Annotated in this window: 12 protein-coding genes; 3 read left to right on the top strand and 9 right to left on the bottom strand. The window is 68.2% G+C overall.

What is annotated here, in order from left to right:
- Nucleotides 1-13: 13 nt before the first annotated feature.
- From GWG54_RS09800 to GWG54_RS09785, 4 genes are read right to left on the bottom strand one after another with little or no spacing between them, the layout of a single operon-like run.
- Nucleotides 14-778 (bottom strand): sugar phosphate isomerase/epimerase, encoded by a 765-nt coding sequence (locus tag GWG54_RS09800; RefSeq protein WP_167937591.1) that lies wholly within the window; start codon nucleotides 776-778, stop codon nucleotides 14-16.
- A 24-nt stretch (nucleotides 779-802) separates the two neighbouring features.
- Complete coding sequence (locus tag GWG54_RS09795; protein WP_167937590.1) at nucleotides 803-2866, bottom strand: S9 family peptidase; 2064 nt, start codon at nucleotides 2864-2866, stop codon at nucleotides 803-805.
- Between the two features lie 46 nt (nucleotides 2867-2912).
- Complete coding sequence (locus GWG54_RS09790) at nucleotides 2913-4625, bottom strand: family 20 glycosylhydrolase (protein WP_167937589.1); 1713 nt, start codon at nucleotides 4623-4625, stop codon at nucleotides 2913-2915.
- 31 nt (nucleotides 4626-4656) lie between these two features.
- Nucleotides 4657-5823, bottom strand: coding sequence for a HEAT repeat domain-containing protein (locus GWG54_RS09785; RefSeq protein ID WP_167937588.1), 1167 nt, complete (start codon nucleotides 5821-5823; stop codon nucleotides 4657-4659).
- Nucleotides 5824-5950: 127 nt separating this feature from the next.
- Here GWG54_RS09785 and GWG54_RS09780 point away from each other — a divergent pair, with 127 nt between their 5' ends.
- Nucleotides 5951-7042: a Gfo/Idh/MocA family oxidoreductase gene (locus tag GWG54_RS09780; protein WP_312854271.1), complete on the top strand. Its 1092-nt coding sequence runs from the start codon at nucleotides 5951-5953 to the stop codon at nucleotides 7040-7042.
- A gap of 33 nt (nucleotides 7043-7075) precedes the next feature.
- On the opposite strand, the gene GWG54_RS09775 is transcribed toward GWG54_RS09780, so the two are convergent.
- The gene (locus GWG54_RS09775) at nucleotides 7076-7969 is read right to left on the bottom strand and encodes a Gfo/Idh/MocA family protein (protein ID WP_167937587.1); all 894 of its coding nucleotides are present in this window, start codon (nucleotides 7967-7969) and stop codon (nucleotides 7076-7078) included.
- A gap of 194 nt (nucleotides 7970-8163) precedes the next feature.
- A complete protein-coding gene (locus tag GWG54_RS09770; protein WP_167937586.1) occupies nucleotides 8164-9312 on the bottom strand; it encodes a GNAT family N-acetyltransferase in 1149 nt (382 codons plus the stop codon).
- 153 nt (nucleotides 9313-9465) lie between these two features.
- Here GWG54_RS09770 and GWG54_RS09765 point away from each other — a divergent pair, with 153 nt between their 5' ends.
- On the top strand, nucleotides 9466-10944 hold the full coding sequence (locus GWG54_RS09765; RefSeq protein ID WP_167937585.1) for a sulfatase: 1479 nt from the start codon (nucleotides 9466-9468) through the stop codon (nucleotides 10942-10944).
- Nucleotides 10945-10953: 9 nt separating this feature from the next.
- Here the strand turns inward: GWG54_RS09765 and GWG54_RS09760 are convergent, their stop codons facing one another.
- The gene (locus GWG54_RS09760) at nucleotides 10954-11817 is read right to left on the bottom strand and encodes a sugar phosphate isomerase/epimerase (protein WP_167937584.1); all 864 of its coding nucleotides are present in this window, start codon (nucleotides 11815-11817) and stop codon (nucleotides 10954-10956) included.
- Between the two features lie 116 nt (nucleotides 11818-11933).
- A complete protein-coding gene (locus GWG54_RS09755; protein ID WP_209438375.1) occupies nucleotides 11934-12296 on the bottom strand; it encodes an alcohol dehydrogenase catalytic domain-containing protein in 363 nt (120 codons plus the stop codon).
- 129 nt (nucleotides 12297-12425) lie between these two features.
- Here GWG54_RS09755 and GWG54_RS09750 point away from each other — a divergent pair, with 129 nt between their 5' ends.
- Nucleotides 12426-12800 (top strand): RidA family protein, encoded by a 375-nt coding sequence (locus GWG54_RS09750; RefSeq protein ID WP_167937583.1) that lies wholly within the window; start codon nucleotides 12426-12428, stop codon nucleotides 12798-12800.
- A 79-nt stretch (nucleotides 12801-12879) separates the two neighbouring features.
- On the opposite strand, the gene GWG54_RS09745 is transcribed toward GWG54_RS09750, so the two are convergent.
- Nucleotides 12880-14130, bottom strand: a complete 1251-nt coding sequence (locus tag GWG54_RS09745) for an Nramp family divalent metal transporter (protein WP_167937582.1) — start codon at nucleotides 14128-14130, stop codon at nucleotides 12880-12882.
- Between the last annotated feature and the right edge of the window lie 116 nt (nucleotides 14131-14246).

Below are 14246 nucleotides of genomic sequence, written 5' to 3'. Positions count from 1 at the left end.
GCGGGGGAGGAACCTACGAGGAGATCCGCCGAAGGAACGCGAGGTCGGCCTCGATCGCCTGCCCGTACGGACGGTCGTCGTCGACGAACTCGACGTTCACGAAACCGTCGAAGCCGGCGTTCGCGAAGATTCCGAGCAGTTCCTCGAGGTCGAAGAAGGCGTCCTCGAGCGGGCAGCGGTTGCGGGAACCCCGCTCCGGGACCGCCTGGACGTGGACGTTGTTCGACAGCGGTGCGAGGTCGCGGGCCTCCGCGACCAGCGCGTCGGGGTCCATCGAGAACGCGGGCTGCCAGTTGAGCCGACAGTTCTCGCGGTCGACCGCCTCGAGCAGCCGTCTGGCGCCCTCGCCGTCGTTCGTGAGCGTGTTCGCGTGCTTCTCGACGGTGACGCCGAGCCCCCGGTCAGCGGCGAGGCGACTCGTCCGCTCGAGGTCCGCGACCGCCTGGTTCCAGTGATCGTCGTCGTAGTCGCCGTACTCCTGGCTGCCGGCCCAGACGCGAATCAGGTCCGCGTCCAGCCGATCGGCGATCTCGAATTCGCGCTCGATCGCCTCGTCGAAGTCGGGCGCACCGATGCGCAGGTACGAGCCGTAGACGGGGATCTCGACGCCCGCCTCACGGGCCGTTTCGCGGATCGATCGACACGTCTCCGGGCCGCCGTCGCCGACGTGGTCCTCGCCCCACAGTTCGACGCCGTCGTAGCCCGCCTCGCCGGCCTCGCAGATTACGGTGTCGACGCTCGCGTCCCGGTTCGAGATCGTACAGAGTCCGATCTGCATGGGAAACGCGTGAGAGCGAGCGGGCTAAACTGTTTCGCCGACCGACGGGTGGCGGTACCGCGAGAGGTCGCCGTCCCAGTCGACGTCGCGGTCCTCGAGGGCCGGCAGCAGTTGCGGAACGTCGAACTCGCCGACGATCCCGTGGACGTTCAGCCGGTGGTCGACCGGAATCTCCGCGGTCGTCGCCTGCTCGTGGAACGACGGAAACGGGTCGACGGCCGAGACCGTCCGGATCGACGGGTCGACGACCGCCGCGAGCAGCGCGTGAATGCTCCAGGGGCCGCGCCCTTCGATCGCGAGTTCCGGGTCGTCCTCGATCCCACCCTCGTCCTCGAGCCGGGAGCAGAGGTATTCGACCGCGCGGAGGACGTCGAACGTCTGCAGCGCGAGCAGCGACGTGCCGACCATCAGGGCGTCGGAGGCGAGCTTGTAGACGGTGCCGTGGTAGTCGTAATACCCGCCGCCGTTCTGGAGCCGCGTGTTCACATTCCGCGCCTGCACCCCGCCGACGCCGCGGGGGTCGGTAACGACGACGGTCCCGTGTTCGCGCGCGAGCGCGGCGACCTCCCCGCGGCGATCCTCGATCTCGTCGGTCCCCTCCTCGAGCAGGAGGACGAGCGGCGCCTTGGGCCCGCCGTCGTCGGCGGTCGCGACGATCGCCGTGACGACGATCTCCCGCTCGCTCAGAAAGAACACCTTCTCCCACGTCACGTCCCCGTTGCGCTCGGTCTCGATCGTCCGCGGGTGGAAGGCCGGTCGGTCGCGCTCGAGGTCGAACTGGTCGACGAGCCGGCCGCGCAACCGGTCGGCGTAGGCGTCCGCGTCGTCGATCGTCGGCGCCGTACCGGCATCCGGAGCGGTCTCCGCGAGGTACTCGCGGTTGAGGTCGACGACGGTCCGCCCGTCCGGGAAGGCGTCCCTGACCTCGCCGGCCCCGGTGCACCAGAGCCGTTCCGGGTCTTCGGTCTCGGGATCGCCCGTCTCGAACGTCAGCGGCTCCTCGAGCAGGTGGCGCCGGAACCAGTTGACCGTCGCCTCCCGGAGCTCCGGGCCGAAGCCGTGGGTCGAGTCGGCGACCGTCAACTCGAGCGCGTCGCCCGCGTCGTATAGATCGTACACGCTCGAGGCGCGCTCGTAGGACTGGTGGGCACCCTCGATACAGAGGAAATCGGACTGCGCGGCTCCGATCATCACCGGCTTCGGCGCGAACGCCAGCAGGAAGTCGTCGTACCGCGGCCCGCGGTCGATCGCGCGGTGGACGATCTGCTCGCCGTCCTGGCCCTGTCCGGTCCGCATGTAGGCCTCCTTCGAGGTGATAAAACAGCATGGCGCGGCGGCGGCGATCCGGTCATCGGCCAGCATGAGGTAGCTGGTCTGCATTCCGCCTCCGGAGTTGCCGGTCACGCCGAGGCGGTCGGCGTCGACCTCGGGGCGGGCCTCGAGGTAGTCGATCGCGCGGATCCCGTCCCAGACGAAGTACCGCGCGACGTTCGTCCCGGCGAACATACACTGGCGGGCGAGGTAGGTGTGCTCGAGCGTGTTCGTCCGCGGGTAGCTCCGCGAGTCGTCGGAGATCGGGATCGCGCCCGTCTCGGGGTCGTAGAACTGGTGGCGCTCGCCCTGGCCGATGGGGTCCATCGCGAGGACGACGAACCCGTTACGCGCGAGGTCGATACAGCCCTGCTGGTAACCGTCGGCCGTCTTCGCGGTGGCCGCGTGACCGCAGACGAACAACACTGCGGGGCGAGGGTCATCGGCAGACGCTCCGTCGGGAACGTAGACGTTCGTCGTCACGTGGAAGCCGGGCAGGCTCTCGAAGATCACCGTCTCGACCGCGTAGCCGTCGTACTCGAGGCGGTCGGTGCGCGTCGCGTTCAGGTCCGTCCGCTCGTCGGGCAGGCCGCCGAGCGCCTCGAAGAAGTCCTCGCGGACCCGTTCGCGGTGGCCCTCGGCCGCCGCGACCGAGTCGATCGCCTCCCGTCGCTCGTCGCCGCGCTCGAGTTGCAGTTCGGCCAGCCGCCGGAGATAGCGCGGCAGCTGGTTCTCTACGTCGTAGTACCCGTCGACGTTCTCGTCGAACTGTCGCATTGAACGGTCCGATACTAGCAGCAGGACGGATTATAAGTTCGGGTCGTTACGGACGGTCGATCACGCCGCGGGCCTCCCGATCTGCGACCTCGAGGAGCCACTCCAGACACTCTTCGTACGCCGCGGCCGTCTCGGGATACACCGCCTCGCCCGTTGCGGAGAGAGAGCGCAGCGTCTCGAGCGCGTCGTCGTAGTCGTCGCGGGCCTCGCGCGGGATCCGGTCGCCGAGCGAGCGGTGCGCGTGGGCCGGCGGTGAGGGAACGTTCTCGCCTTCCGTCGGGAGGATCGTTCCGCCGAGTTCACGGTAGACATCGAAGCCGTCGGGGACGAACGGGCCGAGCGCGTGCCGCGTCAGCGCCGTCGCGAACGACCGGCGGTCCGTGATCGAGTTGGGGTTCCAGAGCCGGTCGGCGAAGACGGGGATCGCCGACGGAAGCGCGCGCTCGAAGTACTCACGGGTCTCCTCGGCCTCGGGCTCCCACGCCAGGAGTTCGCCGCCGATCACCCCCTCGGCCCAGTCGTCCGGAACGGACGGCCGACTCCGGGGGTCCCAGCCGAGCACGTACTCCTCCGAGATCCAGCCGTTGACGTAGGCCGCGTAGACGTAGGAGTTTACGACCTCGAAACCCTCCTCGAGGAAGCGTTCGAGGCTACAGCCCTCGACGGGGCCGCGTCCCTTCCCGGCGACGCGCCAGAACTGCACCAGCGCGTCCCGCGGGAGGTCCGGCGACGCCGAGATATCGATCTGGTCGTTCCAGCACATCAGCCGGCGGTCGCGGGCCTCGAGTGTCTCGTGGAGCCGCCGGACGAACCCGTAGAAGTGCTCGGCGACCGTCTCCGACCCCTCCCGCTCCATCCGCTCTCGGCAGCGCGAGCACTCGTCCCACGAGTAGTCCATCGCCCACTCGTCGCCGCCGACGTGGACCGTCTCGAAGGGGAACAGCTTGATCACCTCCTCGAGCAGCGTCCGGACGAACTCGTCGGTCTCGGGCGTGCCCAGACACAGCGTCCGGTCGCTGGGGTCGCCGTCCGCGACGGTACACCGGAGTTCCGGGTACGTCTCGAGGACGTGCGTTGCGTGGCCCGGGGTGTCGATTTCGGGGAGAATATCGATCCCGCGACGGCCGGCGTACGCGATCAGCTCCTCGATCTCGTCGGGGGAGTAGGCCGGTCGCTCCTCGCCGTCCGGGCCGCGGTTGAGTTCGGGAAAGGCCTCGGACTCGAGGGCGTACGATTCGTGGTCGAGCAGGTGGAGGTGGAGCCGGTTCAGCTTCGCCCGCGCGGCCTGGTCGATCCGTCGTTTGACGCGCTCGAGCGGGAGGTAGCCGCGCGCCGGGTCGAGCATGAACCCGCGCCACCGCGTTTCGGGCCAGTCGCGGACCTCGCCGGCCGGGAACCGCCACGCGCCCGCGTCGCGCTCGAGACCGCTCACGACGGTCTGACAGCCGTGGCGCAGCCCGTCGACCGTCGGCGCGTGGACGAGGATGCCACCGTCGCCGGCCTCGAGGACGTATCCCTCCGGATCGTCGACCGGGCTCGAGGGGCCGTCGTCGATTCGCAGCCGAACGTCCGGGTCCTCGGCCGACCGGACGACCCGTTCGTTCGTCTCGCGCTCGAGGAGTTCCGACGCCAGCGCCGCGACTGAATCGGCCGCTTCGTCTTCCGTTCTGACCGTGAACGGGCCCTCGAATCGAACCGTTTCGTCGTTCAGATCGACTCGACGCAGTCGGGGAACGACCGCGAGTTCGAGCGGAGGCATATGGTACGTGGTGGCAATGAAGACGGCCGCCTTAACGGTTGTCCATGGGGCGATCCGCGCGGGAGGGATCGTCCTCGAGCCGATCGAGCGCCCGCGCCGCGGCGTCCCGAACCGCCCCGTCGGGATCGTCCGCCGCGAGCGACTCGAGGTCGTCGACCGCGCCCTCGCACCCGGCCAGTCCGAGCGTCAGCGCCGCGTTCGCCCGGACCGGCGCGTGATTGCTCGCGAGGAGTTCGCGAACGCAGGGGAGCAGCCCCTCGACCGACGCCGGATCGACCTGCGCGACGTAGTTGAGGAGGCCGATTCCGACGCCCCGGATTCCGGGGTCGCGCCTCTCGAGGAGCGCGCCGACGTCGTCGACGGCCGGTTCGAGCGCCGTCCCGACGCGCTCGGGATACGCGCCGCCGACGGCGTTGAGCGCGTCCGCCGCGCGCCACGGAACGGGATGGTCCGTGTCCGAGACGAGGCGGTCGACCAACGCCGGGACGAACGGCTCGACCGCGGCCGGATCGCGCTCGGCGAGCGACTCGAGCACCTCGCAGGCCCCCGACCGCACGAGATGGTGGTCGTCCTCGAGCAGGGCCGCGACCCGCTCCGCGCCGTCGACCAGCACCGCGGGCCGCTCGGCAGCGATCCGTGTGAGTCCGGCCACCGCCTGGACGCGGGTCGCCGACCGACGGTCGCGCTCCGGGCCGACGGGCGACGGCGCTCCCGGCAACGCGTCGGCCGCCGGCTCCGCCGGAACGACGCGAGCGTGACAGACCTCGAGCAGCGGATCGGTCGCACCGGTCGCCGATTCGGGCCGCTCGAGCGCGATCGCGGCCAGCGCGCGGATCGCGGCGTCGCGACCCGGTTCCGCGGGATCGTCGCCGATCGGCTCGAGCGCCGGGACGAGCCCTTCGAACGACGCCGCGTCCGTTCCCTGGATCGCCGCCCCGGCGGAAAGCGCCGCTCGGCGGCGGACGTGCGCGTCGTCGTCCGCGAGCAGGCGTTCGAACGCGGTGACGGCGGCGTCGGTCGCTTCGGGTCGGGCCTCGAGCGCGGTCTCGAGACATGCCATCGCGAGTCGGCGCGTCTCCGGATCGCCGAGTACGAGCAGTTCGACGACGTCCCCGAGCGGGACCCGCTCGGGATCGGCGGCGGCCGTATCGCGGAGTTCCCTCGCGCGGTCAGTCGCGTCTTCTCCGGACGAGATCATGCCATCTTCTATCACTTCCGATCGACCCTTATAGTTGACGTCGTCGCTCGAGCCGCCGGCGGATTTCGGCGACGGAACGGGGGGTCCGATATTTATTTAGTGATACGTTCACAATCAGACAGGCACCGTGTCAGACTACAGCATAGCGTTCATCGGAACGGGACCGGAACCGGACAACCCGGTGTGGGGCGAGAGTGCGGCGATGGCGTACCACCACGCGAGCGCGTACAACGGGGACGACCGGTGCTCGCTCGTCGCCTGCGCCGACATCGTCGAGGAGAACGCGGCGGCGTTCGCCGAGCGCAACGGCATCGATCTGGCGAACGTCTACACCGACTACGAGCGGATGCTCCGGGAGGCCGAGCCTGATATCGTCAGCGTCTGTACGCCGGTGCCGACGCACACCGACATCGTGACCGACTGCGCGAACGCGGATGGCGTTCGCGCGATCCACTGCGAGAAGCCGATGGCCGACACCATGGCGGACAGCCGACGCATGGCGGAGGTCTGTGCCGACCGCGGCGTCCAGTTGACGTTCAACCACCAGCGACGGGTGGCGACCCCGAGCCGGCGCGGCGCCGAGCTGGTCGCGGCAGGCGAACTCGGCGAGGTCACCCGCGTCGAACTCGCGACGAAGAACCTCTTCGACGCCGGCACCCACCTCGTCGACCTCTGCAACTCGATTCTCGACGATCGCCCCGCGGCGTGGGTGCTAGGCCAGATCGACTACCGCGAGGAGAACGTCCGCTACGGCGTCCACAACGAGAACCAGGCGTTCGCGCGCTGGCAGTACGAGGACGGGACCGACGCCGTGATCGACACCGGGGACGAGGAGCCATTCATCGACTGCGACGTACGGGTGATGGGTACCGACGGCGTCCTCGAGCTCAATCCCGACGGCGACGCCCAGCTCCGAGTTCGAGCGTCCGACGACGCGACCTGGGACGAGATCGACACGGGCGAGCCGATGGCCGATATCCCAGCGGCGGTCGACGACATTATTCGCGGGCTCGAGACAGACGCGGAACCGCAACTGAGCGCGCGGCGGGCGCTCGCGACGATGGGGATCATTCTCGGCTGCTACGAGTCGGTGCGCCGGCGCGAGCGCGTCGAACTGCCGCCCTCGATCGACGATAACCCGCTCGTCTCGATGGTCGAGTCAGGCGACCTCTCGCCGCGTCCGGCTCGCGACGAGATCGCGCCGGACGCGGACTCCTGATCGATCGAAATCGAGCCCGGGCCGAACCGTTGTTCAGTAGTACGGTTCGTAATCGGCGAGGAACGACTCGCTTGCGACCTCGGTCGTCTCGAGCGCGCTGGCGTCGGGCGTCACGGGATCGTCGGTCTCGAGGGCGGTCTGAATGCCGACCAGGAGGGTTCCCGCGTCGGCGAGCCGGTTTCGATCGTCGCGCTCGCCTCGAGCCGCCGCGAGGAACTCCTCGAGAAACGGCTCGTACATCCGCTCGAGTTCGTCGCTCGAGCTGCTGATCTGGACGGTTCGAGTGCGGTCGCCGACCGTCAGGAAGCCGAACGTGCCGTCCCCGTCGGGGCCGTCGAACCGGAGCGTCGCCGCGGAGCCGTCCGCGAAGTCGATTGTCGCGACCCGTCCCGGACCGTGGTTCGGCGTGACCCGCGTCCAGTCGGTCCCCGCGAGCAGGCGGACGCTGTCGACGAGGTGAACGCCGTAGTAGAACGTATCGCCGTAGCCGACGGAGAACGCGGTCTCGAGCATCGTGTCGGCGAGCGACGAAACGGACGGGTGGAACGGAAGCGCCGAACCGCCGAACAGCGGCGCGCCGCCGCGGGCCGCCGCCCGCTCGATCGCGTTCACGTCGTCGACCGATCCTGCCACCGGTTTGTCGATCATCGTCGGGACGCCCGCCTCGAGAAACGGCGTTGCCAGATCACGGTGCTCGTTCCAGTCGACTGCGAGCACCATCGCCGCGTCGACGTCGTCGATCATCGCGTGCGGATCGTCGTACCGCGTCGCGTCGTACTGCTCGCAGAACTCGCGCTCGTACCCGTTCTCGCGGACGGCGCCGCCGTCCCAGACGGCCGCGATCGAGGAGTCGGCGCGATCGTCGAGGATCTTCGCGAACGTCTCCGGGTGACTGGTATCTAGCCCGAGTACCCCTAGCTCGATCATCGCCAACACCTCTCTTCCCGTGATATATAATTCTGATTACCGCTCGTCGAAGACGGAGCACCGCCCGTCCCACCGGCGTCGCGTCGCTGATCGTACTCGAAGCTCATATCGCAGCGTGGTCTGCAGTACGACGGTGGCCAGACTAAAACTATCGGTGAAGAGCACGGCCGCCCGCGACGAAAGGAACGGGCGTGTCAGACGTGTTCCGTCGGCCAGATGTAGAACTGGAGCGGCAGCGTCGCCTCGAGGAACGGATCCCGCCGACGAACGTCGCGCTGTCGGTCGTGAAACCCGAACAGCAGCGCCGTCATCGAGAGCCGATCGAGCGCGACGTCGGGCTCGCCCGTGACGCGCTCGACCGCCACCCGGTCCGGGCCGTACGAGAGCCGGACGGCCGCGTCCTCGCTCTCGAGGGCCAGCGTGACGTCGCCGCGCTCGGAACGGCCGCAGTCGAGCCAGCGCCCCTCGAGTTGCCCCTCGAACGCCTCGAGGAGGGCGGGCAGATCGCGGATGTTCAGCTTGCGGTGCGGGCGCTGCTGCCAGAACCGGCTGTGGCGGTGGAACACGTCGCCGAGCGGATGGCGGGGGTGGACGCGGGCCGTGAGGTCGTTCAGGTCGTACATCGCGAGCACGTGGCCGAGCAGCGCCTCGACGCCGCGCTCGGACCCGCCGAACTCCTTGATCGTTCGGCTGCGGCTCTCCCGCGTGAGGCTGAGATAGGCCGGGCCGTCCGCGCCCTCGTAGACGAGCGTCTCGAGCCCCCGTTGACCGAACGTGATCCGACTGCGTTTCCTGTCGCGCCGGACGCGGTACGGTTCCCGGCCGTGAATCTCGCGGAGCACCTCGAGTTGCGCGTCCGAGCCGTCGTAGATCGCGACGGCGTCGGCCGCGGGCTCGGGCGTCCCCGCGAACGACCGCTCCGAGATCGTGTACCGGAGTTCGGCGCCGGCGTTCTCGTACCCAAAGTGGTTGTAGCGCTGGCGGTTCCCGCTGAGTTCCGACAGCGGGACGTCGGCGTCGTCCATCCGGTCGAACCAGAACTCGAGCAGTTGACTCATGTAGCCGTCGCCGCGGTACCGCTTGTCGGTCGTCACGCCGCCGATCCCCCAGCATTCAACGGTGTCGCCGCCGACGACGAGCGTCTGCGGGACCGCGGCGATGTGGCTCACGATCGCTCCGTCCCTCTCGATGACCGCGTGGCGGTCGCTGCGCTCCGGATCGTAGCAGAACGGCAGTCGGGCGGCCATCCCATAGCGTTCGTAGGCGAAGTATCGATCGAGCAGTGCCGTCATCTCGGGGAAGTCGTCCTCGGTTGCGAGGCGCGGACTCTCGGTGTCCGTCATGCGATACCGAGCCAGAGGCAGTCCTGTCACAAAAGCTTTGGCAGCCCCGCGATCGACGGGCGAACGACCGCGAAATTCGCCCCCGGCGCTCGAGGGGCGGATCTGATGCCGACCGGCGAAACGTATTTCACCGCCACTGACAGCTATCGAGGCATGCGGATACTGTACATCGACTGCGACTCGTTGCGGCCGGATCACCTCGGCTGCTACGGCTACCACCGCGAGACGTCGCCCAACGTCGACGACATCGCAGCGGACGGGCGGACGTTCACCAATGTCTACACCTCGGATGCGCCCTGCTTGCCCTCGCGGACGGCGTTTTACACCGGCCGATTCGGGATCCACACCGGCGTGATCAACCACGGCGGCCGCAACGCGGATCCCCGGCGCCACGGCTCGAGCCGGCGCGCGAACTATCCGGATCGGTTCAGGACGCTGGGCTCGGCCCTGAGCGACGCAGGAATCCACACGACCATGATCAGTCCGTTCCCGGACCGCCACGACGCCTGGCAGGTCGTCGAGGGGTTCCGGGAGCTGTACGACACCGGCGGCAACGGCGGCGAGCGCGCCGACGAGGTCTACCCCTACGCTCGCGACTGGCTCGAGGAGCACGCGGCCGAGGACGACTGGTACTGTCACGTCAACTTCTGGGACCCGCACACGCCCTATCGAACCCCCGAGGAGTACGGGAACCCGTTCACCGACGAACCCGCCCCAGAGTGGCTGACCGAGGAGTTGATCGAGCAGCACTACGGAGAGTCGGGCCCACACAGCGCGCAGGACCTGAAGGGATGGGTCAGAACGTGGGACCGCCCGCGAATGCCGCCTGAGATCTCCTCGCGGGCGGAGTTCGAGACGATGGTCGACGGCTACGACGTCGGCGTCCGCTACATGGACCGCTACATCGGGAAGCTGTTCGACCTCCTCCGCGAGCAGGGCGTCTTCGACGAGACGCTCGTCGTGATCAGCGGCGACCACGGCGAGAACCTCGGCGAACTCAACGTCTACGGCGACCACCAGCTGGCCGACGACAAGACGTGTCGGGTTCCCCTCGTCGTTCGCGGTCCTGGCGTAGAGCCCGGAACCGACGACGCCCTGCGCTACCAGCTCGATCTCGCGCCGACGCTCGTCGATCTGGTCGGCGGCGACGCGCCCGGGGGATGGGACGGCCGGTCGTTCGCCGACGCGGTCACCGAGGGCACGGAGGGCGGACGCGACGAACTGATCCTCAGCCAGGGGGCCTGGACGTGCCAGCGGAGCGTTCGCTGGGACGACTGGCTGTTGTTCCGGACCTACCACGACGCCTACCGGAGCCGCCTCGAGGACGTCATGCTGTTCGACCTTGCGAGCGATCCCCACGAGACGACCGATCTCTCGGCGGAGGAGCCGAGCGTCGTCGACGATGGATTGGCCAGGCTCCAGTGCTGGCACGACGACCGGCTGCTCGAGGCGGCCCGCGGCGAGCGCGGCGGCAACCCCGACACCCCGAACGGCGTCACCGACCCGATGTGGCAGGTGCTCGCCGAGAAGGGGCCGTACTACACCTGGGACCGGCTGGAAGACTACGTCGATCACCTAGAGAAAACGGATCGCGAAGAACACGCGGCGGCGCTCGCCGAGCGACTCAGGTGATCAGGCTAATCAGCCGAGCAGTCTGTTCAGCTCCGCGAACTCGTGTTCGGCGACCTCGCGCTCGTCCTGGAGGCCGTCCCGTGGGACGTGACACTCGTCGGTGACGTACCCGTCGTAGGCCGTTTCGGCGAGCGCGTCGAACAGCGGACCGTGATCGACGCTCCCCTCGCCGAGCAGTCGCGGCTGGAACGTCTCGAGCCCGTCGTCGGTCTCGAGTTCGAACGCGCCCGGCCGGTTCGGGTCGTCGATTCGCTGCTCGTCTTTGACGTGGACGTGGACGAGGTCGTCGCCCAGTTCGCGCACCGAGGCCGGCCCGTAGTCGTCGAGCGTGATGTACATGTTCCCGGCGTCGTGGATCACGCCGACGTTCTCGCGGTCGATCTCCGCGAGGAGCCGCTGCGTGGACGCCACGGTCTCGGTGATCGTGTGGGCGTGAATTTCGATGCCGATCGTGATGTCGTACTCGGCGGCCCGGTCGGCCGCGCGAGCGAGCCACGACGCAGCGTGCTCGTAGTCGTCGTCGGTCGCCTCCCGGACCGGCGGGCCACCGGGGCCGTGCCGGACGAGGTCGCACTCGAGCGCGTCGGCGAACTCGAGGAACCGTTCGAACTCCTCGAGTTCCGCCTCGCACTCCGTCCTGGACTTGCCGACGTAGTGGCCGGTGTAGGTCGCCAGACACGGCACCTCGAGGCCGAGGTCGTCGAGGCGGTCGCGGAACGCGGTCACGTCCTCGAGCAAGCGGTTCGCGTCGAGGTGGGGTTCTCTGCACATCGGCTCGAAGCCGTCGTAGCCGATCTCCGCCGCGAGTTCGGCCGCCTCCTCGAGCGAGCGGTCGCGAAGCACCTTGCTAAACAGGGCCGTCCGTATCGCCATTGCGACTACGGTTCCGCTGCTGAACCTTAAAGACTGGTGTCCGATCGCGCCGACCGCCGATCACGGACGGAGCACGGCCTTGATGACGCCGTCCCGTCGCTCGGTGACGGTCTCGATCACCGTCTCGTACCGCCGGCGACGGTGAAGCCGATCTCCCGGAGGTCGTCGCACTGGTAGTACCGGCCCTCGCGACAGGCGGTGCAGGTGCCACAGTAGACGAACCCGTGGAGGGCTACCCGGTCGCCGACCGAGAGCGACTCGACGTCGTCGCCGAGTTCGACGACCTCGGCGCAGACCTCGTGGCCGGGCGTGAGCGGGTACTCCGTCCAGGGTGGTCCCTCGCCGTGGATCAGTCCGATGTCGCTTCCGCAGATGCCGACGGCCCGGATCCTGACCAGCGCCTCACCGGGGTCCGGTTCCGGCCGCGGTCGCTCTTCGTCCCAGATATCGCCCTCTCCGTTCGTGACAATGGTTTTCATGCTAGCCCGAGCGAACTCCGATCGCCGCCTCTGTAGAGGCACCGGGATGCCACGCACTTATATCTAGCCTCGCGTGAAGATCGCGTCGAGGGGAGGGTTTATCTTCTCGTCGCGAAATCACCAGCACGCATGGACGCGATCAACACGGCAGACGCACCCGAGAGTATCGGCCCGTTCTCCCAAGCGATCGTCGACGACGGTACCGTCTACGTCTCCGGACAGGGTCCCGTGAACCCGGACACCGGCGACGTCGAGGTCGAGAGCATCGAGGACCAGACCGCACGAACCCTCGAGAACATCGACGCGATTCTCGAGGAAGCGGGCACGTCGCTCGAGAACGTCGTCAAGGCGGACGTCTACGTCACCGACATGGGCGATTACGACGCCGTGAACGAGGCTTATGCCGAGTACGTCTCCGAGCCGTACCCGGCTCGGTGTGCCGTTGAGATGTCGGACCTGCCGATCGACATCGGCGTCGAGATCGAAGTCGTCGCGAAGCTGTAGCGGGGCTACTCGTCTCGTGAACGGTCGTGTTTCCGCGAACAGCGGACGAAAACGCGGGAGGCGAGTTGTCGGCCGGGAGTCAGAGGTACTGGAGGAGTTCGGAGACGACCTCGTAGAGGTAGTTGCCGACGATCCCGACGATCGCGAGGTAGCCGACGACGCCGAGGGTGGTAGCGATGCGGCCGTTCGAGTGGGCACCCATGACGTCATCGCTGCTGGCGAGCGCGAGGATGAGGAAGCCAAGGATCGGGAAGGCGACGACGGCGGCCGCCTGGGCGACGCGGAGCAGTTCGACCGGATCACCCTCGAAGATCAGGACGATGACGAGCCCGAACAGGACGGCGACCGTCGACCACACTTTGACCGGCCGGCCGTCCATCGAGGGATCGCGACCGAGGCCGTCGACCAGCAGGGTCGCGCCGATGAGCGCGTTAACGACGAGCGAGGAGAGGCTCGCGAAGAAAAAGCCGAGCGTGAACAGGTAGAACGCACCCGAACCGGCGACCGGCTCGAGCTGGGCCGCCATCCCCGTCGCCGAGAAGGCTGCCTCGCCCGTGTCGGAGATAACGCTCGCGCTGGTCAAGAGGATGACCGTGACGATCAGCCCCAGCACGGCGATTCCGAGGATGCTGTCGGATCCCTTCTCCGAGAGCTGGTCGACGCCCCACTCTTTCTCGCGCACCAGGTAACTCTGGTAGGTCGCCGCGGCGATCGAGAAGGTCGTCGCGGCCATCCCGAGCGCGAGCAGCGCGGCGTCGACATCCGGTACGGTTGGAACGATGCCGCTCGCGCCAGCCCGGACGTCGAAGCCGACGGTCGCGAGCGTCCCAACGAACGCGAGCAGCATGACGCCGACGACGGCTTTCACCAGCAACTCGATCTTGTCGTACAGGTCGGGCAACCAGAGGAAGCCGATTGCGGCGAGCGAGAAGACCGCAGCCCACAGCCGAACGTCGTAGCCGACCAGCGCGTTGGTGGCGAAGCCGATCCCGGCGTTGTTCCCTGCCTGGAAGGCGAGAATCGCGAGGAAACCAAAGAAGCCGCCGGCCGTCGCGACCGTCGACCCGTACCGCTCTCTGGTCTCCTGGAGGATCGTATTTCCAGTGACCAGCCCGATTCGGGCGGCCATCCAGGTGTAGACGATCATGAACGCCGTCGCGGCGATCGGCACCCAGAGCAACTGATAGCCGTACAGACTGCCGGCGATCGTACTGAGCGCGATGCTCCCGGGACCGACGACGACCGCCGCGAGCACGAGCGCCGGACCGACCGTCCGGAGCTGGTTCCACGCCGTCCTCCCTGATACCGCCCTCGAGATTCGTGTCGCCATGTGTCTACTACGTTATCACACGCCATAAATAACCACTGGCGAGATAGTCAGGATCTGAAACGGGGACCGGTGACCGCGGCCGTACGACTCGGTATCGAGCCCGACACTCGCCAGCT

The sequence above is a fragment of the Natronococcus sp. JC468 genome, from assembly GCF_012163165.1.
Lineage (GTDB): Archaea > Halobacteriota > Halobacteria > Halobacteriales > Natrialbaceae > Natronococcus > Natronococcus jeotgali.
The sequence above is the reverse complement of the archived record's forward strand: the minus strand, read 5'-3'. Positions and strand labels throughout refer to the sequence as shown.